Raw genomic sequence first — 20,892 nt, forward strand, 5'->3', positions numbered from 1 at the left:
GTAGTTTGGTTTAAATCAAACTACAATCTCTTTTATTTATTTGAATTAATTCCACCAAATCCAAGGCCCGAAATATTTTCGTATGTTCCGAGGAGTAATTCGTATAAAGCGTTCACCGTCAAAGAAGCAACTTAAGTTTGGTAAAACACGCTCTATATTTGGTGGGAGGAAAGAGACGATGTTTTCGTTACTTACAATTGTTATTGTTATAGGTGGTTCGGCAGGAGATGTTTGAAGTTGTAAGGAAATATTAGCGATGTTTATAAATTTATTGTTTACTGGCTGATCCATTACTTGTACTGTGAATGACACAATAATTACTTCATTTGGTTCAAAGTTAGTTGCAACTAGGAATCCGAAATTTGGATCAGCTAAAGGAAGTGATATGCCGTCAACTATAACGGATCTGCCAATAAATCGTAAACCTGCAGGAATGGTGTCTTGTAAAGAAATGTTTGTAATTGAAAATTCCGAGGTATTCGTAATATGCACCGTATAATCAAAATATTGGTTTAAATAAGCTGAGCTAACGGAAGCGTTTTTAAGCACAGTTGCAGTTATAAATTGAACTGGTATGCGAACAATGTTCGAATTAACGATGAAAGTAATAATCGGATCCTGTGGCGTCAGTTGGAAAGCAGCTGTAACTGTTGCAGAATTGATAATTGTACTGTTTGAAGGGATAGAAGTTACGAGAACTTTAAATGTTATAGTTGCTACTCCATCTGCAGGTAAAGCTCCGATATTAATACCAGTGTCTGGACGGATATTTGAGATTTGGGTACCGTTAATGGTTACACTATTTTCTATAAATGTTGTACCAGCTGGAATCATATCTAAAACGGAAGTATTTACTGTAGGAATTGGGGAATGATTAAATATCTCTAATGTGAATGTAATAATATCTCCTATAACGACAATAGATTTGTCAGCGTTTTTCTCAATGCGCACCATTGGATCGATGAGTGTTGTTGTAACGGTATTTGTTTGCTTTGTAATTGTAATAGGTGGTTCATTCGGATCAATGGTAACAGTATAGGAAACAGAAGCATCGTTATTGATTGCAGATTGAAGAGTCGAAGAAGATATTGTTATTTGGAACGTAATGATAACAGATTCATTAGGAGCAAGATTTCCTAATGTAATACCATTTTCGGGATTTGCATTAGGCTGATTGATTCCGTTAATTGTAACACTGCTAGTAACGAAGGTTGTATCTACTGGTACGGTGTCTATGGCAAGAAGATCTTCAATCGTCACATTACCGCTATTAGAAATTGTAATTGTATACGTTAAAGTTTGACTAGGTAATGCATTCGTGGCATTAACAGATTTTATGGCAACAACATTATCATTTTGGACAGTTGTTGTGACAGTATTTGTTGTAGTCGTATTTGTAACAGGTAAGTTATTTGGGTTGACTATATATTTAAAAGTAGTAATTGCTTGGTTGTTGAGTTCATTTGGTGTTGGAATAGAAGTCACAGTTACTTGGAATGAAGCGATAGCACTTTCGCCTACAATTATAGTACCAATTGGTATGCCGCTTATTGGATTAACTCCCGGAAGAGTTTCTCCGTTTACAATGATGCTATTTTCTATAAACGTAGTACCTTGAGGAATAATATCTTGAATGATTACATCATTTGCTGAAACATTACCAGTTTGATTTAGTGTAATCGTATACGTTAACGTATCACCGACCGTTGCAAATGCAAGGTCAACAGTTTTGTTACTAGTCAAATTTGCGTGATTAATTTCTGTTACGGCAGCTGCTGAAATAATAGTTTCGGTAATAGGCGGTCGATTCGGTAACGTGTATTCATATTCAATTGTACTCGTGTTAGAGATTGGATTTATTTGCGGAATCGAAGTAACCCGTACTTGGAATAGAATAGTTGCTGTCGTATTAGGCGGAATGTTATCAATTTGTATACCGCTAAGTGGGTTGTCATTTGGACGAGCGTTGCCATTCACAATAACACTATTCTCTATAAAGCTCGTATTTGCTGGAATGATATCTGTAACAATAATGTTTTCCACTTGTATATTTCCGTTATTTATGATGGAAATTGTATAAGGGATGATAGTTTGTAGGTCAGCGTATTGGATTGGCGTTGTTTTTGTCGCAATTACATTAGCAGAAATAACTTCAGTGAAGGTAATATTACTAGTCGATATTTTTTCTTCACCATTTATTGTATAACGAGAAGTTGATTGGTTTTGAATGTGACCGCTAGCTGGAAGAGCTACCACGGTAACAGAAAATGTGACTGGGATAGAAATGTCAGGAGCAATCGTTCCTACAAGTATACCGGCACTTGGATTGGCGTTAAGCTGAGGAATATTATTTACTAAAACGCTACCGTCTATAAAGGTTGTTCCATCAGGAATATTGTCTGTAAATACAACAGCAGTAGCATCTGTATTCCCTGTATTTGTTAAAGTTGTTGTATAAGTTAAAATGTCACCAATTGTTACAGAAGTCAAATCAACAGTTTTAAGTGAAACGATATCAGCATCATTAATTTGAACGAAAGTAGTATTGGAAGTAGTAGATTTTTGAATTGGTGCAAAGTCAGGGTTGAAAATAAAGTCGTAGACGATGTTTGCAGTATTAGGTGTTGGATTTACAGTTGGCAAATTCGTAACGGAAACTTGGAATGTTATTGTAGTCGATTGCCCTGACGCGATGTTAGGAATGGAAAAGCCGATATTTGGATCTGCTGCAGGAAGTACCGTATTGTTAACTATTACACTTCCTGGAATAAATATTGTTCCATCCTCTATAGTATCTGTAAAAAAGATGGAGTTAGTTGTAGTGGATCCGTTATTTTGAATTAATACTGTATATTCAATAGTTTCATCAATATTAGCTAATACTTTATTAGCGGATTTTGTAGCGATAAGAATAGCATCAATAAATTGTATATTTGTACTATTGGAAGAAATCGTTTCTGAAATTGGTGGTGCGCTTGGTTCCGGTTGATATTCATAGTGAATGACAGCGATATTATTAATATTATTTTGTGAAGGTATAGAGACTACATTTACTTGGAACGTAACAATAATCGTATTATTTGGAAGAATTATATCAAGGGCGATTCCGGTAATTGGATTTTCGTCAGGTCTTGGTATGCCATCCACAAGGATGCTATTTGGAACGAATGTGGTCCCAGCTGCAATTGCGTCAATTAGGAGAGTATTTGTAATAGGTACTGTACCAGAGTTTGTAACTGCGACTGTATATGTGATGATTTGACCGATGCGTGTAATGGATCTATTGGCGGATTTAATTGCACTAATATTTGCCGTCCGCACTTCAGTGTTTACTGCATTTGATAACGATCTACGCTGAATAATTGGAGAACTAGGGTCAATTTGGTATTCATACGAAGTGTCTGAAATATTAATGACTGTATTGCCGGACGGTATACTTGTAAGTTGTACTTGGAATGAAATAGTGACTGTTTCATTTGGTTGTATCGTGGCGAGAGTTACTCCGTTTTCAGGATTCGCGCCAGGCTGAATCACATTATTTATTGATAAGCTATCTTCAATGAATATAGTACCTTCTGGAATGTTATCAATGAACACAGTATTGTTAGCTGGAACGGTTCCTATATTTTGTAGTGTATTTGTATAGGTAATATTTTGCCCGATTGATATGAAAGTTACATCAGCACTTTTAACAGAAATAATATTTGCGTTTTGAAGCGATGTTGTAACAACGTTAGAATTTGCAGAGCGATTCACTGGTGGGGCTGTAGAGATACTTACATATTGGTAATTTGCAGATGATTGATTTACAATTTCGGTTTCAGTAGGTGGATTATTTGTTTGCACTTGAAATAGTATCGTTTTGGAACTGTTTGATGGAATCGTTCCAATCGGTATTCCGTTTTCTGGATTGACACCTGGCTGAAGGACACCGTTAATTGTGACACTATCGGGAACGAATGTAGTCCCAGCTGGAATAGAATCTGTGAAAATAATATTTATTGCGTCAACATTGCCGATATTTTTCACTTCAGAAATATAAAGTATAGTTCCACCAATATCTACAGTTATTGGATTGGATGTTTTTGTAATTGTCAATTGTGCTTGCACGAAATTTGTAATGACGATATTACTTGTAGATGTTTCAGTAATAGGCGGTTGCCCTGGGTCTGGTTGAATTGTATATGTTGTATTGGATTGATTTGTAATCGATTCTTGCGAGAATGGATCGTTAATAAGAATTTGGAACGAAACAAGGTGAGTAGCGTTTGCTGCTAGGTTAGGCAAAGTAACACCTACATTTGGATTGGCACCAGGTATAGCTGTTCCGTTAAGTGTAAAACTATTTTCTACGAATGTAGTACCATCTGGAGTAGAATCTAAAAATGAGAGATTAGTTGCTGAGATATTTCCGTTATTTTCTAATGTGATCGTGTAGGTCAAAATATCGCCCGTTGTTGCTTGTTGTACATTGACTGCTTTTAAAGAAAGGATAGTCGCATCTGAAATTTGTGTGAAAGCTGGATTAGACATAATTGTTCGAGAGATGATTGGAGTAGTTGGATCGGCGATAAAAGTATAGTCAATACGGGCTGTATTAGAAATTGGATTCACACTTGGAATGAATTGAACGATAACTTGGAATGTGACGGTGACGATTTCTGACGGCGCGATGGCGTTTAATGGTATCCCTACGTTTGGATCGGCACCTGGAACGGAAACGCTATTAATGGTCACGCTATTAGGAATAAATGCAGTTCCTTCTGGGACCAAATCTGTTAAAATAACTGTATTTGTAGTTGTATTTCCGTTATTTCGAACGACTACTGTGTAAGTGATTGTACCGTTTGTAGATTGTACGAGAGAATCTGTATTTTTAGTTGCGGATAATGATGCATCAACGACAGCTGTATTAACGGTATTAGAGGATGATGTTGCTGTAACTGGGGGTTGACTTGGATCGACAATATACGTGTAATTTGTAATGGCTTGATTTATAATCGTTCCTTGCGGTGGAATAGAACTAGCAAGAAATTGGAACGTAATAGAAGCAGAATCACCTGGTGCGATAATACCAACTGGAATACCGAGAGTTGGACTTGCATCTGGAAGCGGAATTCCATTTAACGTAACACTATTTGGAACGAATACTGCACCTACAGGAACTCCATTAATGAGTAATACAGAATTTGCAGGGAAGTTTCCAGTATTCGTTAATGTTGCTGTATACGTAATTACATCTCCGATAGATACAATTGTTCGATTTGCTTCTAAAACAGTTGTAACAGTAGCGTTATTAATTTGTGTTGAAGCGCTATTAGAACTTATTGTGCCTGTAACAGGAGGAGCAGTCGGATTAACAATAAATGCGTATTGAATAGATGCAACGTTTGAAATTGGATTTGAAGGTGGAGTAGATGTGACTATGACTTGGAAAGTAACAGTTAAGGAACTATTCGTACTAACGGTTCCGATATTAACTCCGTTATTTGGATTTGCCCCTGGAATGGTACTTCCATTTACAGAAAAACTATTTTCAACAAAGGTCGTTCCAGCTGGAATAAGATCTGAGAAATTTAGATTCGCAGCGTTTGTATTGCCGCTGTTTTGAATCAAAACTGTATAAGTGATTGTGTCTCCGATATTCGCAAAGGCTGTATTAGCAGTTTTTACAGCTGAAAGTATCGCTGAATTAATAGAAGTAACGAAGACGTTCGTTTCCACATTACCAGGCTGGGCTTGTAATGAATTGCCTACGTTATATTGGAAGTTAACAAATCCTAAGTTTTGGAGTTCAGGTGTGAAAGTTGTTGGGTTGCTTACAATTTGAACTTGGAATACGATTGTTACGATTTGATTTGGAGTTATTGTATTTATGCCAACACCGTCAATAATAGAAGCGGATGGTAATGGAGTACCATCAACAATAACTGATCCTGCAACAAATTGTGTCCATGTCGGTAAAGGGTCTGAGAAAATAACGTTGTTAGCAGGAATATTTCCTGTATTCGTAATAGTCGTTGTATACGTAATTGTATCACCAATAGTTGTAAATGCTTTATCTCCTATTTTAATAGTGTTTAAAATAGCACTTTCAATTTTTGTTGAAACGCTATTAGAAGTAATGTTTTTTGAAACTGGAGGATTAGCTGGATTAACGATATGTTGAAAACTAACGCTAGCTTGATTGGTAATTGGATTTATAGGTGGAATTCCATTTGCATTAATATGAAATGCTACGATGACAGATTGGTTTGGCGCGATATCACCAATTGGAACACCTGTAATTATGTTTGCATTTGGGATGCTAGTTCCGTTAAGTGTAAAACTATTCGGTTCAAAGGAAGTTCCGTCTGGAATAAGGTCGGTAAAAATAACGTTAGTTGCACTAACATTTCCGCTATTTGTAATTGTAACGGTGTAGACAATATCCTGCCCGATATCTACCGTTGACACATTTGAATTTTTTTGTGCAGTAAGGATGGCGCTATTAATTTGTGTTGTCGTTGTATTAGATTGATTGGAAGTTGTAATAGGTGGCTGGTTAGGATCAACGACATAATGATATGTGATAGAAGCAGAATTAGAAATTGGGTTAAGTGTTGGAAGTGTAGTAACAGTTGCTTGGAATGTAACGATTGCCGCATTACCACCACTAATTGAACCAATATTTACACCAGTAGATAAATTAGTGTTTGGAATGGTTTGCCCATTAACTGTGAAACTATTTGGAACGAAAGTTAAATTGCTATCAAGAATATCGATAACAGTTACATCCGTTGCAGTTGTATTTCCTGTATTAGGAAGGTTAAGGGTAAATGTTATTATATTACCAACGTCCGCGAAAGTAAGATTTGCTGTTTTTGTACTTATAATAGCTGCGTTGTTTATTTGAAGAAGCGTAGTGTTAGAATTAGCTGTACTTGAAACAGGAGGATTATTTGGATCAACAGTAAACTCATAATTTGTGGATGCTGTATTTGGTGCTGGATTAATAGGTGGGATGCTGTTAACCGTAACTTGAAAGACGATACTATATATTTCATTTGGCGGAAGTGCTGCAAGTAATACACCTGTATTCGGATTCGCATCAGGTTGTAAAATGCCATCGACAGTTAATGTGCTCGGGATAAATGTAAGCCCAGATGGTAATACATCTGTGAATACAATGTTAGTAGCATCGGTATTACCCAAATTCGCAATAGAAGTAGTGTAAAAAGCAGTTTGCCCGATATCTGCATAGGATACACTTTCATTTTTCGTCATAGATAATATTGCTTCTTTAATTTGAGTTGAAACAGGATTACTAATTGAAATTTCCGCATCAGGTGGTGAGACTAATTGGTACGATGTCGATGAGAAGTTTACAATTGGGTTTTCAGTTGGTAATGAGGTTATGGTCACTTGGAATGAAACAGTTACTGTAGTCCCAGCTGTTATAAGTCCGATATCTACACCATTCGCAGGATTTGCTCCCATTTGAGGAACACCGTTAATAGAAAATGTATTTGCAATAAAAGTAGTTCCATTTGGTGGAGTGTCTGTGAATATAACATTTTGTGCAGATGAATTTCCGTTATTTGTTAAATTTACAGTGTAAGTGAGTGTGTCTCCGATGCGGCTAAAGGATTTATCGACTTGTTTCGATGAAAGAATGGTAGCTGTATTAATTGTAGTAAACACTGTGTTTGAAGTAACATTTCTTGAAACAATAGGTGCATTTGGATCAGCGATAAATGTGTAAGAAGCAGTAGCAGAGTTAGCAATAGGATTTTGAACTGGTGTAGAGGTAGCGGTAACTTGGAATGATATAGATATAGAACTGTTAGGAGCGATAGTTCCAATTGTTACGCCTGTATTTGGAGTGAGACCAAGTTGTGTGATGCCATTTATTATGACACTATCAGGAACGAACGTTGTGCCGTTTGGTATTAGGTCAGTAAAGGTGATATTTGTCGCGTTTGTATTACCCTTATTCGTTAAAATTGTCGTATAGGTAATTGTATCACCTAGTGTTACGAGCGTTTGATCAACTGATTTTACCATCGTAATCATAGCGTCAAGTACAGGGTTTGTAACGATATTAGTTGAAGTAGAAGTTGTAACAGGAGTTCCGTTTGGATCAACAGTATAAGAATATAAAATTGTGTCATTACCCATAATCGAATTTGAAGGAGGAACAGAAATAACATTTACTTGAAAAGTAACAGTTACTGTTTCGCCAGGTGCGATATTTGGTATATTTACTCCAAGTGCTGGTTGTGCGCCGGGTTGCTGGATACCATTTATTGTGAACGAATTGGGTATAAATGTAGTGCTAGCCGGAATAGCGCTTGTAAATGTTACATTTGTAGCTGGTGTATTTCCTGTATTCGTAATAGTAGTTGTATACGTAACTGTATCACCAACAGAAATAATAGATTTATCAACACTTTTTGTTGTAGTTAATATTGCGCTATTTATTGTCGTAGTAACGGTATTAGATGAAGCTGTTTGTGTTATAGCGGGTTGACTTGGATCGACAATATGCTGAAATTGTATAGAACTAGAATTAGAGATTGGATTTATACTTGGAATGTTTGTCACAAGTACGTTTATCGTAATAGTAACCGTACCACCTGGATTTATATTTCCAATCTGAATCCCGCTCGCTGGGTTGCCTATTTGCTGTGTACCAGAATCACTTGTAAGAGTTCCGGATATAAATGTCGTTCCGTCAGGTAAAGTATCCGTGAAAATTATATTTTGTGAAGTGACATTTCCTGGATTACTTAATGTAATTGTATAGGAAAGTGTATCGCCGATCGTTGCAAAATTTTCATTTACAGATTTAACTGTTACAATTTCCCCAGAATTTATTTGTGTCGAAACAGAATTGGATGTTGTACTTCGTGAAACAAGTGGTAAATTAGGTCCTGTCATAAATTGATAATTAATAGAAGCACCGTTTACAACCGGTGAGTTTGGTCCCCCAGGCCCGATTGTGAAAATTGGATTTGGAATGCTAACTACTTGCACGCGGAATGTGACGTTTATAAAATCTCCTGCAATAATATCCCCAATTGGTATTCCATTCGCTGGATTTACCCCAGGTAATAAAACTCCACCTACTCGAACACTATCTTCTATAAATACTGTATTATTTGGAATCGGATCTGTAAAAATGATATTAGTAGCAGTCGTGTTCCCTATATTGTCTAATAAAACTGTATACGTTAAAAATGAATTTCCAGGTGCTACGTCAGAAAATAGACGATCCACACTTTTTGTTGCTTGAATAATTGCTTCGTTAATTTGAACTAAGACCGGATTACTAGTAGCCGTTTCTGTAATAGGTGGCTCGGTAGGGTCAACGATGATAGAGTATGCTGTGCTTGATTGGTTCAATGTAGGGTTTGAAGATGGTATTGAACCGACAATAGCTTGGAAGCTAATGGTTGTCAATCCTCCAACTGGAATTGGGTCTAAAGGAACCCCGCTATCTGGTCTAAATCCAAATTGTGGGATGGTGTTAATTTGTACGCTATCAGGAACGAATGAAAGTTCAGGTGGTAATATATCTATAAAAACAGGTGTATTTGCAGTTGTATTTCCGCTATTGGTAAGGGTGGTTGTATACGTAATTGTATCTCCAACAGCAGCAAATGCACTGCTCGCAGTTTTTGTTGCGATAACGGAAGCAGTATTTACTTGTGTAAAAGTTTTATTGGATTGAACTGTTCGTGAAACAGGTGGTTCATTTATATCTACAATAAAACTATATTGAAGCGATGATTTGTTAGGAATTGGATTAGGGTTTGGAATCGTTGTAATGTTTACTTGAAAACTGAGTGTAACCGATGCATTTGAATTCATGTTACCAATATTGATACCGTTTTGTGGATTTGCATTCGGGACGGTTACACCATTTATCTTAAAGCTATTTGGGACAAAGGCAGTACCATTTGGAATCGAATCTGTAAAAACAATGTTGTTCGCAGTTGTATTTCCTGTGTTTGTAACAGATGAGGTGAATGTAATCGTATCACCAATCGTAGCGAAAGTTGTACTCGCATTTTTATTTAAAACTAAAGTAGCATCAACAATCGGAGTAGCGGTCGTGTTTGTTACAGTGCTACCAACAGCAGGTGACTGGTTTGGATTAACTGTATACTCATAATTTACAAGGGCATTATTCGTTAAAGCACCACTAGGGGGAATTGCGAGTATTTTTACTTGGAATGTAATGAATATAGTATTTGCTGGTGGAATATCGTTTAACGGAATTCCTAGTGAAGGATCTAACCCAGGTTGTGAAACGTTATTTATTGTAACGGAATCCGGGATGAAGGATGCCCCTGGTCCAAGTCCATCTGTTAAAACGGTAGCGCTAGCAGGGATATTTCCTGTATTTGTAACTGCAATCGTATAGGTGACGATATCTCCAATTGCAGCTGTCGGTGTATTCACTGACTTAGTAGCGATGATCGTAGCATTGTTAATTTGCGTTGTTATTAAGTTGCTTAACGCATTGGCGGATGCTGGAGGTAAGTTAGGATTTACGATATATTGGTACGTTGTATTACTTTGGTTCGGAATTGGATTTGGATTAGGGATGGAATTCACTTTTATTTGAAACGAGATTATAGTATTTGCATTCGGATTGATTGGATCAATTGCAATTCCGTTTGCTGGATTTACATTAGGGAGTGTATTCCCATTTACTGTTACACTATTAGGAATAAACGATGTCCCGTTTGGAATTACATCTGTAAATATTACAGTTGATGCAAGTGTGTTCCCACTATTCGTTAAGGTAGTCGTGTACGTAATAATATCATTTACGTTAGCAAACTGTTTATCTGCAGATTTTGTAGCGGAAATTGAGGCGTTATTAATAGTTGTCTGTACCGTGTTAGAAGTCACCATCTGCATTACAGCTGGTTTGGATGGATCGTACGTGTATTGGAATGTAGTGCCTGATTGATTAGTAATGGGATTAATGGATGGAATAGCTGGTACATTCACTTGAAAGGAAACAGTACGTGAGGAGTTTGCTCCAATTGTACCGATGGAGATGCCGTTTGCGGGATTAACATTAGCTACAGGCACATTATCAATTGCTACACTATCTGGAATGAAAAGTGTACCACTTGGAATGACATCCGTAAAAATAACATTAGTAGCCGGAATATTTCCGTTATTTGTTAGTACAGTTGTATACGTAATGCTATCACCGACATCAGCAAAGTTTGTACTTGTTAATTTATTCGCTATGATAGTAGCAGTATTAATTTGTGTAGTTACTATATTGCTAGTAGCGTTTCTAACAAGAGCAGGTAAACTTGGATCAGCGATAAAGCTATATTGAAGTGAAGCGTTATTTTGAATTGGATTTGGTGAAGGTATCCCATTTGCACTAATTTGGAAGACAATTGTTGTAATTCCGCCTGCTGGAATTGTACCAACTTGAAGACCGGCACTTGGATCTGCTCCTAGCTGTAAAGCACCACCTATAAAAATACTATTTGGTACGAGAGTAGTTCCAGGAGGCAGTATGTCGGTAACAACAACAGTATTTGCTGTAGTATTGCCAAGATTAGCTAAGGAAATTGTATATGTGATTGGTTGCCCGACATCGGCGATAGTTAAATCTACCTCTTTGACAATAACTACATTTGCTAAGTTAATTTGTGTACTTACAGTGTTACTTAAAGATGTTTCTATAGTTGGTGGATCGCCCGGATTTAGAATAAAGCTATACTGTGTACTAGATGAATTTATTGTTGGGTTTTGTGTTGGTAAAGAGGTGACAGTTACTTGATAAGAGACGGTAAGTGAGCCGTTAGCAGGAATGGAAGGTAACGGAACACCGATATTTGGATCTGCGTTATTTTGGAGTACACTATTAATAAGGAAAGTGTTTGGGATAAAGATAGTGCCATCGGGATTTGTATCTACGAAAGTTGGACTATCAGCAGAAACACTTCCTGCATTCGTTAAAATAACGGTATAAGTTAATATATCCCCAACGGTAGCGAACGCTCGATCCACTGTTTTTGCCGAAATGACATTTGCATCATTTACTTGAGTAAATGTAGTGGTTGAAGTTGTGTTTGCACTTACAGGGGAAGCGTTTGGATCAACGATAAAGTTATAGGAAATGGAAGCGCTATTTGAAATAGGGTTAGGATTTGGAATACTAGTTATTAATACTTGGAATGAAGCTGTAATGGTAGTGCCAGCGTTGATACTGCCAATATTGATGCTAGCTGGTGTAACGCCTGGCTGAGTAACACTGTTAATCGTAACACTGTTTGGCACAAAGGAAGTACCATTCGCAATGGAATCCGATAGTAATACATTGTTCGCTGCAACGTTTCCGTCGTTTGTAACAGCAAAGGTGTAAGTTAATACATCTCCAACTTCCGCAAATGTTTTATCTACAGATTTAATAGCATGAAGATTTGCTAGTCTAATTGTTGATGTAACAGAATTAGAATTTGTTGTTTTTGAAGTTGGTGGCAGGCTTGGATTTACAGTGTAAATATAAGAGGCGAAAGCGTTATTAATGATAGGGTTTTGTGCAGTAATGTTAATGACTGTTACTTGGAAGGATAAGGTGAAAGTAGCTCCGCCAGGAATTGTACCGATAGGTAAGGCAACGAGAGAATCTACATTTTGCAAGACACCGTTTAGCGTTACAGTACCTAGAGTCAATATCGTTCCGTTTGGAAGTGGATCTGTTAGTTGAACGTTATTAGCCGCCGTATTTCCGCTGTTTGTAATAAGGATTGTATAACTTATAGTTTCGCCAATTGTGGCAAATTGTTTGTTTGTAGATTTTGTTAATGTTAAATTCGCATTGTTAATTTGAGTGGAAACGAGATTGGAAGAAATGTTTTTTGTAACGGGTGATTGGCTAGGGTTGACGGTGTATTGATAAGAAGCGCTTGATCCGTTAGATACGACATTTGACGCGGGTATTGTGTTAACCACTACTTGAAATGAAACGTTTTTCGTCGTGCCAGTTGGGATGGATCCTATGTTAACGCCATTAGCAGGATTTGCTCCAACTTGTGTCGTGCCATCTATTGTTAAACTGTTTAAGACAAAAGTAGTGCCAGTGGGAATGATATCCGTAAAAATAACATTGTTAGCAGTCGTATTACCTGTACCTACAAAGGAAACTGTATAGGTCAGTGTATCGCCAATATCAGCAAAGTTTTTATCCACTGCTTTCGCCATAGTTACAGTAGCATTATTGACTTGAGTAGATACGGTATTGGTCGTATCAGATCCATTTACTACTGGTTGGTTTGGGATAGGAACGTATTGGTAAGTTGTCGTACCACTATTTAATATTGGGTTTGTTTGAGGAATAGTCGGGACAGTTACTTGAAATGCAATAGTAGCGGTAGAATTTGCAGCGATGGTTCCAACTGATATGCCGTTTGCGGGATTCACTCCAGCTTGAGTAACGCCGTTAACAGTGACACTCCCTGGAATAAAAGTAGTCCCGCTTGGAATCGGATCCGTATATATAACGTTCGTTGCCGCAATATTTCCTACATTAGCTAGGGAAATACTGTAAGTTAACGTTTCGCCAATATCGGTAAAGAGTTTGTTAACTGATTTTGTTCCATTAATATCTGCGAGGTTAATTTGTGTTCCGGCAGAGTTGCTTGTTGCAATACCGTTAAAAGTCGTTCCCCCAGCAATTGGTGTATATTGAAATGTAATAGTAGCGGTGTTAGAGATAGGGTTTTGGCTTGGAAGAGAAACGACAGTCGCTTGGAAAGTTATTGTACGAGAAGAGCTATTATTAATTGTCCCAAGAGATATACCGGCGGACGGATTTGCATTTGTTTGTGGTACGTTATCTATCGTTACGCTGCCAGGTATAAAGGAAGTGCCATTAGGAAGAATGTCTGTAAAAGTAACGTTATTTGCAGGAAGCAGACCGGTGTTAGGAACAGTAACTGTATAAGTGAGAATATCTCCAATTGCAGCAACACTTTTATTCACGCTTTTCGTTGCTTGTATATTAGGTGAATTTATATTAATTTGTAAGCCAACTGTATTCAACATATATGCATCGCCGTTAGTTGTTAAACGGATTGCAGCGGAGACTTGGGAATTTGTTAAATAAGGAGAGATATCAATAGAAGTAATGTCCCAGCCTTGTCTACCAGCGGAGATGTTTGTACTTGTAGAAGCACTTTGATTTCGTGTTCCAAATGTACCTGTTGTATCTAAGTTTCCTGCAGCATTATTAATTTGAGAACCAAAGAAATTATTTACAGCGTTATTTGGCCCGGATAAAGCATTTAATGAACTGAAATTTGGTCCAAATAATGCTTGATCCCCAGTTAAATCAGCATCCCCTTCAGTAGAACTTATAAATAATCTCCCGCTTACAGGTCCCCCGGCAGGTGTTAAAAACCCTGAGACAGATACATCTGCACTACCAGTTTCTACAGAAACACGGTTACCAGCTACGTAAATTGTTAAATTTCTTGCGGGTAAGGAACCGTTTTGATAAGCGACAATGAGCGTCCATCCAGAAGAATTGATAGCCCCGTTAGAAGCATCTAAAGGATCAACAAGTCCAGGGACAGAACCTGTTGTATAAGATCCAGATCCAGCAGCTTGAACGAGTGAGGTTACATCTGCTGATCGTGTATAAAATCCAAATGTGACAGATCCAGAAACGAAAGTTTGATTTGAAGCTGTAACAGCTGAAGGGGTAATCGAGTATGTTGACACAGGTGTTGTAAAAGAAACTGGGTTTCCTAATACACTCGTAATGTTTTGATCACGAGATAAATAGTTCCCACCCCAAACGAGTTCGGCGTAAAGAATAGTGCTCCCAGCAGGGATATTTAAAATAGCAGTAGAACTATTTTGTGTATAGTTTAACGTTGTACCTGCAGGAAAAGTAGTTACTTGTAAAGCAGTATTCGTAGTTACGAATGCACCAATTGCCCCGATTGTACCAGCACGGTTTTGATTACTAATTTTACTTAAGCCGAGTGTGTTTCCTGTAATAGCGAGTGCGCCGTTAGTGGTGGTAGAAAATCGATTCGTAATGGGCATGTTGTCACCTCATTTATATTATAGTCTTGGTCAAAATAGGATATGTGTGTGACAGATAAAGGGAAACATGTACAAGTTGATTTGGTAATAATGATTTAAATGTCTAGATAAGGAGAGGGAGAATGATTGAATTGGAAATTAGGGTGGAGCGTCTTAGGAAAGAAAAAATAGAGGATATTGTTGCATTATCTTCTTATATTGGATGGGATTATAACAGGGAAGAAATTGAGACGATTTTGAATACGGGTATAGTATATGGTGTGGTAAATGCGAAGGAAGAGCTTATTGCTAGCGCGGCAATTATATTATACGGGGAGACATTAGCGTCTATCGGAATGGTAATTGTACATCCAGATTATAAAGGGAGAGGGATTGGAAAGATAATAACGGATTCATGCGTTAAAAGCGTATCAACTCAAACTCCAATTATGCTTATTGCTACGGATGAGGGGAAGTCCTTATATGAAAAACTAGGGTTCAGAGCTGTTAGTTATGTTTCTAAATACATATGTAACTCGTACAATGCGAATTATCATTGTGTAGGAAATGAAGAGCATATTGTGAATTATGAAGAATGTGATTTAGAAGAAATAATACAAATAGACGAAGATGCATTTGGAACAAATAGAGAAGAGTTTTTAAAGTATCGAATTATACAAAGTGAACAATGTGTCGTTATAAAGGATACAAAACAAAATGTATTAGGATATGGTATAAGTATACAAACGCCAGAAAATAAAATAATAGGACCAGTTGTTGGTAAAAATGATGCGATGGCAATGAGAATGGTACATTATTTAGCAAAAGGGCATAATGGTAAATTAAGAATGGATGTACCAGAGGGAAAGAAAGATTTCGTGAAAGAATTAGAGATTAATGGTTTTCAAAAGGTTAATAAACCACCAATTATGATGAAAAATAGTGATCTATTATTAATAAGGAATAGTGAACTATATAGCATTGCAGCACAAATTTTTGGATAAAAAAGAATCCCTTCGTGAAAAGGATTCTTTTTTATCATTAATTTAGTCGCGATATTGGTCATGAATTGGTTGAAAGATATCTTCCTCGACATCTCTAACAACGGAAAAATGATCAACATTATAATGACCGTGTAAAGTTTTATTATGATGTTCGATAATTTGCTGTGCAGTTAATACGTTAGAATCAGTTGTGGAATGACCATTTTTAATTAATGTAACGTCAAAGCCTTGTACAGTTGCTGTTCTAACGGCAGTGTCAATACAATGTTCTGTTTTACATCCACCTATAACGAGATGATTTATTTTTTCTTCTTTTAAAAGTTCAAGTAAAGAAGTGCCATAGAATGAATTCGTTGCCGCTTTATTAATAAGGATTGCAGACTGAGGTACTTGAATTTGATTATGTACCTCAAAGCCCACGCCGCTACCAGAAGCAACATCAGTATCTCTTACGAAAACAATAAGGGCTTTTGAATCTATTGCTTGCTGTACAGCTGTATTTAGTGTAGCTAATAGCTCAGTTTTACGAAAAACTTCATTTTCTTGTTCATTTCCATCAATAAGTTCTTGCTGAGCATCGATAATTAATAGTGCTTGTTTCATCGTGTCTCCCCTTTAATATAAAATAAGTGCCACTGTACATATTCCTTCATGTTGTAAGGAAATCCTCCATTGTTAACGAAGTAGACGATTGCTTTACAAAGTTGTCAAAGAAATTTCATTCTCATAGAGTATAAAAACATGTATGATAGGAAGTGGAGAATTTTTGAGTAGGTGGGAATATCATGCAAACAGTAGAAGATTATCTTTCATTCTTACATACGAAAGGATTTAAATTATCAGAGGAAGCACAAGGATTTATTATGTTTGGACAAGGATATACTGGTGCATCTGATGGGATTGTGAACGTAGCAATAGAAGCGACGATTAAACATCAGTTACAGTTTGATGGTAGTTATTTTGTTGCGTTATTAGAACGATTGAAAGAAGAAGAGATTACAGATAAAAAAAGCGCTAAGGCTTTTATGCGGAAGTTACAAGCGTAACTTCACGCAGCCCGCGCTTCTTTTTTTGTTTTTGAAGGTAATTCAACAAAAATCATACCTAGGAAAATACATAGACACCCAATAATAGCAGAAATAGAAAGCTGTTCATTTACTACTAGAACGCCTGTTAATGCTGCAAAAACAGGCTCCATTGCGAAAATAATGGCTACTCTCGTTGGAGAAGTGTGTTTTTGTGCAGATGTTTGAATGAAAAAGGCAATTGATGTCGCAAACAGGGAAGTTAGAAATAGAGCGAATAAAAAGGAATGATTTGTCCATAGTGATACTGAAAATAATTTTTCCCAATCTTCAAATAAAAAAGCGCAAATAGAAGAAAATATACCGACAGCTAATACTTGAGAAGTGCTTAGTAATAAAGGTGATATTTTCTTAGAAAAGAAACCGTTAACAAGAATATGGGCAGCGAAAGCGACTGCGCAACCGAGAACGAGTATATCTCCAATGTTTAATTGAAAAGAATCACCAGCGGTTAATAAATATAAACCTGCTGTTGCTACAGCAATACCAAGTACGATGAAAATTGTAGCCCGCTGTTTTAAAAAGATAAAAGACAAGATTGGGACCATAATGATACTAAGTCCTGTTAAGAAACCGGCTTTTGAAGAGGTTGTATAGAGTAAACCGAATGTCTGTAATAAATACCCAACACATAAGAAAAAACCAACAATTAGCCCAGCAAGACTGCTATGTTTTATATCTTGTTTTGAAGTTTTTTGAGAGAAAATAATTTGAACGAATAATAAAATAATTCCAGCGAATAAAAAGCGAATAGCATTAAAAGTAAATGGTCCAACAAAAGACATAGCATTTTGAACGACAACAAACGTAGCTCCCCAAATAAAAGAGACAAATAATAATGCGAGAGGAGCAATCCAACCTTTTTTCACACTCATACCCCCGTTAATTTTGTGAAATAGCTTTTCTAGCTAATTCATCAGCGACTTTATTTTGACTACTTGGAATCCATTTAATAAAAAAGAGATCGAAATTTTTTATGTACTGTAGTGCTTCTTCTAGAAGCGGTGCAAACATTTTATTTTTTGCGTATTCTTTTTCAACAGCCCGCTCAACAAGTTGGGAATCTGTACGAAAAGATACAATGCTATAATTATGCGCTGCGCAATACTTTAATGCTGCAAGTAAAGCGTGGTATTCTGCTTCATGGTTTGACATTGTCCCAAGTGGTAATGACAATTGTACAGGTGGCTGTACCCCTTTAATAAAAACCCCGGCACCAGAAGGTCCAGGATTTCCTTTTGATGCACCATCGATATATACTTCAATCAAAATGAGAAACCTCCAGTTATAAGGTTATCCCCTACTTGAAAATTTTTTTAGAAGTAGGGGATAGAGTACTTACTGCCCGTAAACGCCCAATTGGTGTGGGCTAATAATCAGTGGGGGATGAACACCCCCCACTGATTAAAGTTTCACTTTATCCAATTGTAATGCTATAACGACATGTAAATGTTTCATTCGCTTGTAACGATTGAATTCCTTTTTTTTCTTTAAAATCTTTTACTTGTTTTACTTCATCAGCAATTCCGTACCAAGGTTCAATACATAAGAAAGGTGCGTTATCTCCTGGTGTCCATACGCCGACAAATGGGAACCCATCAAATGCTACTTTTACAAATTTATTATGTTTATGTGAGCGAATAGAAATTTCATTCGTATTCATATTTTCAAAAATAAGCGCGTCATTTTTGAATAAATCATATGTAAGTGGCAATTTTTTCGTATTTTCAGCGATTAGTTGCTTTTTATTTGAAAGAAAAGGACCTTCTAATATGCTAGTTTCTAAACGTTCAGATCCGTTAAATGATAGATGATAATCTGCAAATGATTCGCCGTCTAATAAAGGACAGTTGAATCCAGGGTGTGCTCCGATTGAGAAGAACATCTCCTTTGAAGAAGGATTGTTTACTTCATATGTAACATGTATATTTTGTTCGTCTACTTCATAAGAAATGAGTAATTCAAATTTATATGGATATTTTTGTAATGTTTCTTCATTACTAGTAACGACATAAGTGATTTTTGTGTCGCTTTGTTCTTTAACAGAGAACGAAAGGTCACGAGCAAAACCATGCTGTGTTAATGAATAAGGTTTACCTTCTACGTAGTATGTATTATCTACTAATCGACCGACGATTGGAAACAAGATTGGTGCACGACGTCCCCAATAAGTAGAATCACCTTGCCATAAATATTCTGTGTTGTCTTCTTTTAAGCGAACGCTTTGTAATTCTGCACCTTTGTCAGAGATGGAAACGATCACTTTTTCATTTTGAATTGTTGCTGTCATGAAGTGAAACCTCCTAAATCTTTCATATGTTTTATTATACGTTGTCCGAAAGAAAAAAGGTAGTAAATGATAGGAATCTATTGACGAAAGAGTACCTATTGCGTAGAATATAATCTTGTTGCTTAAAAACGAATAACGTGGTTCGAAACCATCCCACGTAAAAAAACTAAGGAGATTTTGTCATGAATATAAGAACATTAGTCGGTAATGGTATTTTAGCGGCATTATATATTGCTGTTTCTATGCTTATTCAGCCATTTGGCTTTACGAATGTACAGTTTCGTATTTCAGAGATGTTTAATCATCTCGTTGTATTCAATAAGAAAGCAATTTACGGGATTGTATTAGGTGTATTTTTAACGAATCTCTTTTTCTCACCTATGATCGCTTATGATTTAGTATTTGGAGTAGGGCAATCAATTCTTGCACTACTTGCAACTATTATTTCTATGCGCTTCATTAAAGGTGTTTGGGCTCGTATGATTTTTAATACAGTTATCTTTACAATTACAATGTTTATGATAGCAATTGAACTTCATCTTGCATTTGATCTGCCATTTTTATTGACATGGCTAACTTGTGCAGTTGGTGAATTTGTTGTAATGGCGATCGGTATGCCTGTAATGTACTGGATTAATAAGCGAGTGCAATTTGAAAGATTTATGCAATAGAAGAAAGAGCTGTCCTTATATAGGATGGCTCTTTTTGTATGTGATTATATTGAATATAATACTGTGACTCTTGATAAAATATAATAAAATAAATATAAGAAGTCTTATAAAAGGGGAATCTAGTATGAAATATAAAATACATTGGTTGTATAAAACGAAGCGTGGTTTACAAACTGAATTAACAACAGATTATATGAACATAGAAGAAGTGCTTCAATTTGCGGAGGATTTTGAGAAAACAGGAAGGGCGAAAGAACTGCTATTTTTCGATGAAATGGACACGGAATGGTCATTAAAAGAAATGAAAAAACTGAGTAAGCAAGTGGAGGAAGAGCCTCAAGAAATTCAAGTTTATTTTGATGGTGGTTATGATGTACAGACGAAAGAAGCTGGGGTTGGTATATGTGTATACTATAAAAAAGGAAATACAAATTACCGAATTCGTCGCAATGCATACATAGAAGGCATATATGATAATAACGAAGCGGAGTATGCAGCATTATTATACGGGATGAATACACTCGAGGAATTAGGAATTAAATATGAAGCCGTTACACTTCGTGGAGATTCTCAAGTTGTACTGCAGCAATTAGCTGGTGAATGGCCTTGCTATGATGAACATTTAAATCATTACTTAGATCAAATAGAACAAAAAGCGAAGCAAATGAAATTAAAGCTTGTTTGTGAACCGATATCTAGAAAACAAAATAAAGAGGCACATCAATTAGCAGCGCAAGCATTAGAAGGGACAGCAATTGACAGTCATAAAGAAATAACCGAATAGA

The 20,892-nt window shown here is 36.5% G+C and carries 9 protein-coding genes and 1 riboswitch; of the genes, 4 read left to right on the forward strand and 5 right to left on the reverse strand.

What is annotated here, in order from left to right:
* Positions 1–45 precede the first annotated feature (45 nt).
* Positions 46–15,078 (reverse strand): DUF11 domain-containing protein, encoded by a 15,033-nt coding sequence (locus EXW56_RS07990; protein ID WP_215597345.1) that lies wholly within the window; start codon positions 15,076–15,078, stop codon positions 46–48.
* A gap of 122 nt (positions 15,079–15,200) precedes the next feature.
* On the opposite strand from EXW56_RS07990, the gene EXW56_RS07995 reads away from it, so the two are divergent.
* On the forward strand, positions 15,201–16,061 hold the full coding sequence (locus tag EXW56_RS07995) for a GNAT family N-acetyltransferase (RefSeq protein WP_002201099.1): 861 nt from the start codon (positions 15,201–15,203) through the stop codon (positions 16,059–16,061).
* Between the two features lie 42 nt (positions 16,062–16,103).
* Here EXW56_RS07995 and EXW56_RS08000 read toward each other — a convergent pair whose 3' ends face one another.
* Complete coding sequence (locus EXW56_RS08000; protein ID WP_002201098.1) at positions 16,104–16,664, reverse strand: isochorismatase family protein; 561 nt, start codon at positions 16,662–16,664, stop codon at positions 16,104–16,106.
* A gap of 182 nt (positions 16,665–16,846) precedes the next feature.
* Here EXW56_RS08000 and EXW56_RS08005 point away from each other — a divergent pair, with 182 nt between their 5' ends.
* Complete coding sequence (locus EXW56_RS08005) at positions 16,847–17,107, forward strand: DUF6123 family protein (RefSeq protein WP_001195213.1); 261 nt, start codon at positions 16,847–16,849, stop codon at positions 17,105–17,107.
* 2 nt (positions 17,108–17,109) lie between these two features.
* On the opposite strand, the gene EXW56_RS08010 is transcribed toward EXW56_RS08005, so the two are convergent.
* The 3 genes from EXW56_RS08010 to EXW56_RS08020 form a co-directional block, all read right to left on the reverse strand.
* Positions 17,110–18,015 carry a DMT family transporter gene (locus EXW56_RS08010; protein WP_002201097.1) on the reverse strand — a complete coding sequence of 302 codons (906 nt, stop codon included), beginning with the start codon at positions 18,013–18,015 and terminating at the stop codon, positions 17,110–17,112.
* Positions 18,016–18,028: 13 nt separating this feature from the next.
* A complete protein-coding gene (locus EXW56_RS08015) occupies positions 18,029–18,415 on the reverse strand; it encodes a reverse transcriptase-like protein (RefSeq protein ID WP_002149250.1) in 387 nt (128 codons plus the stop codon).
* 148 nt (positions 18,416–18,563) lie between these two features.
* On the reverse strand, positions 18,564–19,436 hold the full coding sequence (locus tag EXW56_RS08020; protein ID WP_002201096.1) for an aldose 1-epimerase family protein: 873 nt from the start codon (positions 19,434–19,436) through the stop codon (positions 18,564–18,566).
* 131 nt (positions 19,437–19,567) lie between these two features.
* Positions 19,568–19,612: riboswitch (PreQ1 riboswitch) on the forward strand.
* Positions 19,613–19,618: 6 nt separating this feature from the next.
* Here EXW56_RS08020 and EXW56_RS08025 point away from each other — a divergent pair.
* Positions 19,619–20,107, forward strand: a complete 489-nt coding sequence (locus EXW56_RS08025; RefSeq protein ID WP_002158523.1) for a QueT transporter family protein — start codon at positions 19,619–19,621, stop codon at positions 20,105–20,107.
* 124 nt (positions 20,108–20,231) lie between these two features.
* Complete coding sequence (locus EXW56_RS08030) at positions 20,232–20,891, forward strand: ribonuclease H family protein (RefSeq protein WP_002201095.1); 660 nt, start codon at positions 20,232–20,234, stop codon at positions 20,889–20,891.
* The last annotated feature ends 1 nt before the right edge of the window (position 20,892 follow it).

Source organism: Bacillus mycoides (assembly GCF_018742245.1).
In the GTDB taxonomy this organism is placed as follows: Bacteria; Bacillota; Bacilli; order Bacillales; family Bacillaceae_G; genus Bacillus_A; species Bacillus_A cereus_U.

What these genes read in the sequence shown, in the direction of transcription:
- EXW56_RS07990 (WP_215597345.1), bottom strand. Translation starts at nt 15,078, where the DNA reads ATGCCCATTACGAATCGATTTTCTACCACCACTAACGGCGCACTCGCT.
- EXW56_RS07995 (WP_002201099.1), top strand. Translation starts at nt 15,201, where the DNA reads ATGATTGAATTGGAAATTAGGGTGGAGCGTCTTAGGAAAGAAAAAATA.
- EXW56_RS08000 (WP_002201098.1), bottom strand. Translation starts at nt 16,664, where the DNA reads ATGAAACAAGCACTATTAATTATCGATGCTCAGCAAGAACTTATTGAT.
- EXW56_RS08005 (WP_001195213.1), top strand. Translation starts at nt 16,847, where the DNA reads ATGCAAACAGTAGAAGATTATCTTTCATTCTTACATACGAAAGGATTT.
- EXW56_RS08020 (WP_002201096.1), bottom strand. Translation starts at nt 19,436, where the DNA reads ATGACAGCAACAATTCAAAATGAAAAAGTGATCGTTTCCATCTCTGAC.
- EXW56_RS08025 (WP_002158523.1), top strand. Translation starts at nt 19,619, where the DNA reads ATGAATATAAGAACATTAGTCGGTAATGGTATTTTAGCGGCATTATAT.
- EXW56_RS08030 (WP_002201095.1), top strand. Translation starts at nt 20,232, where the DNA reads ATGAAATATAAAATACATTGGTTGTATAAAACGAAGCGTGGTTTACAA.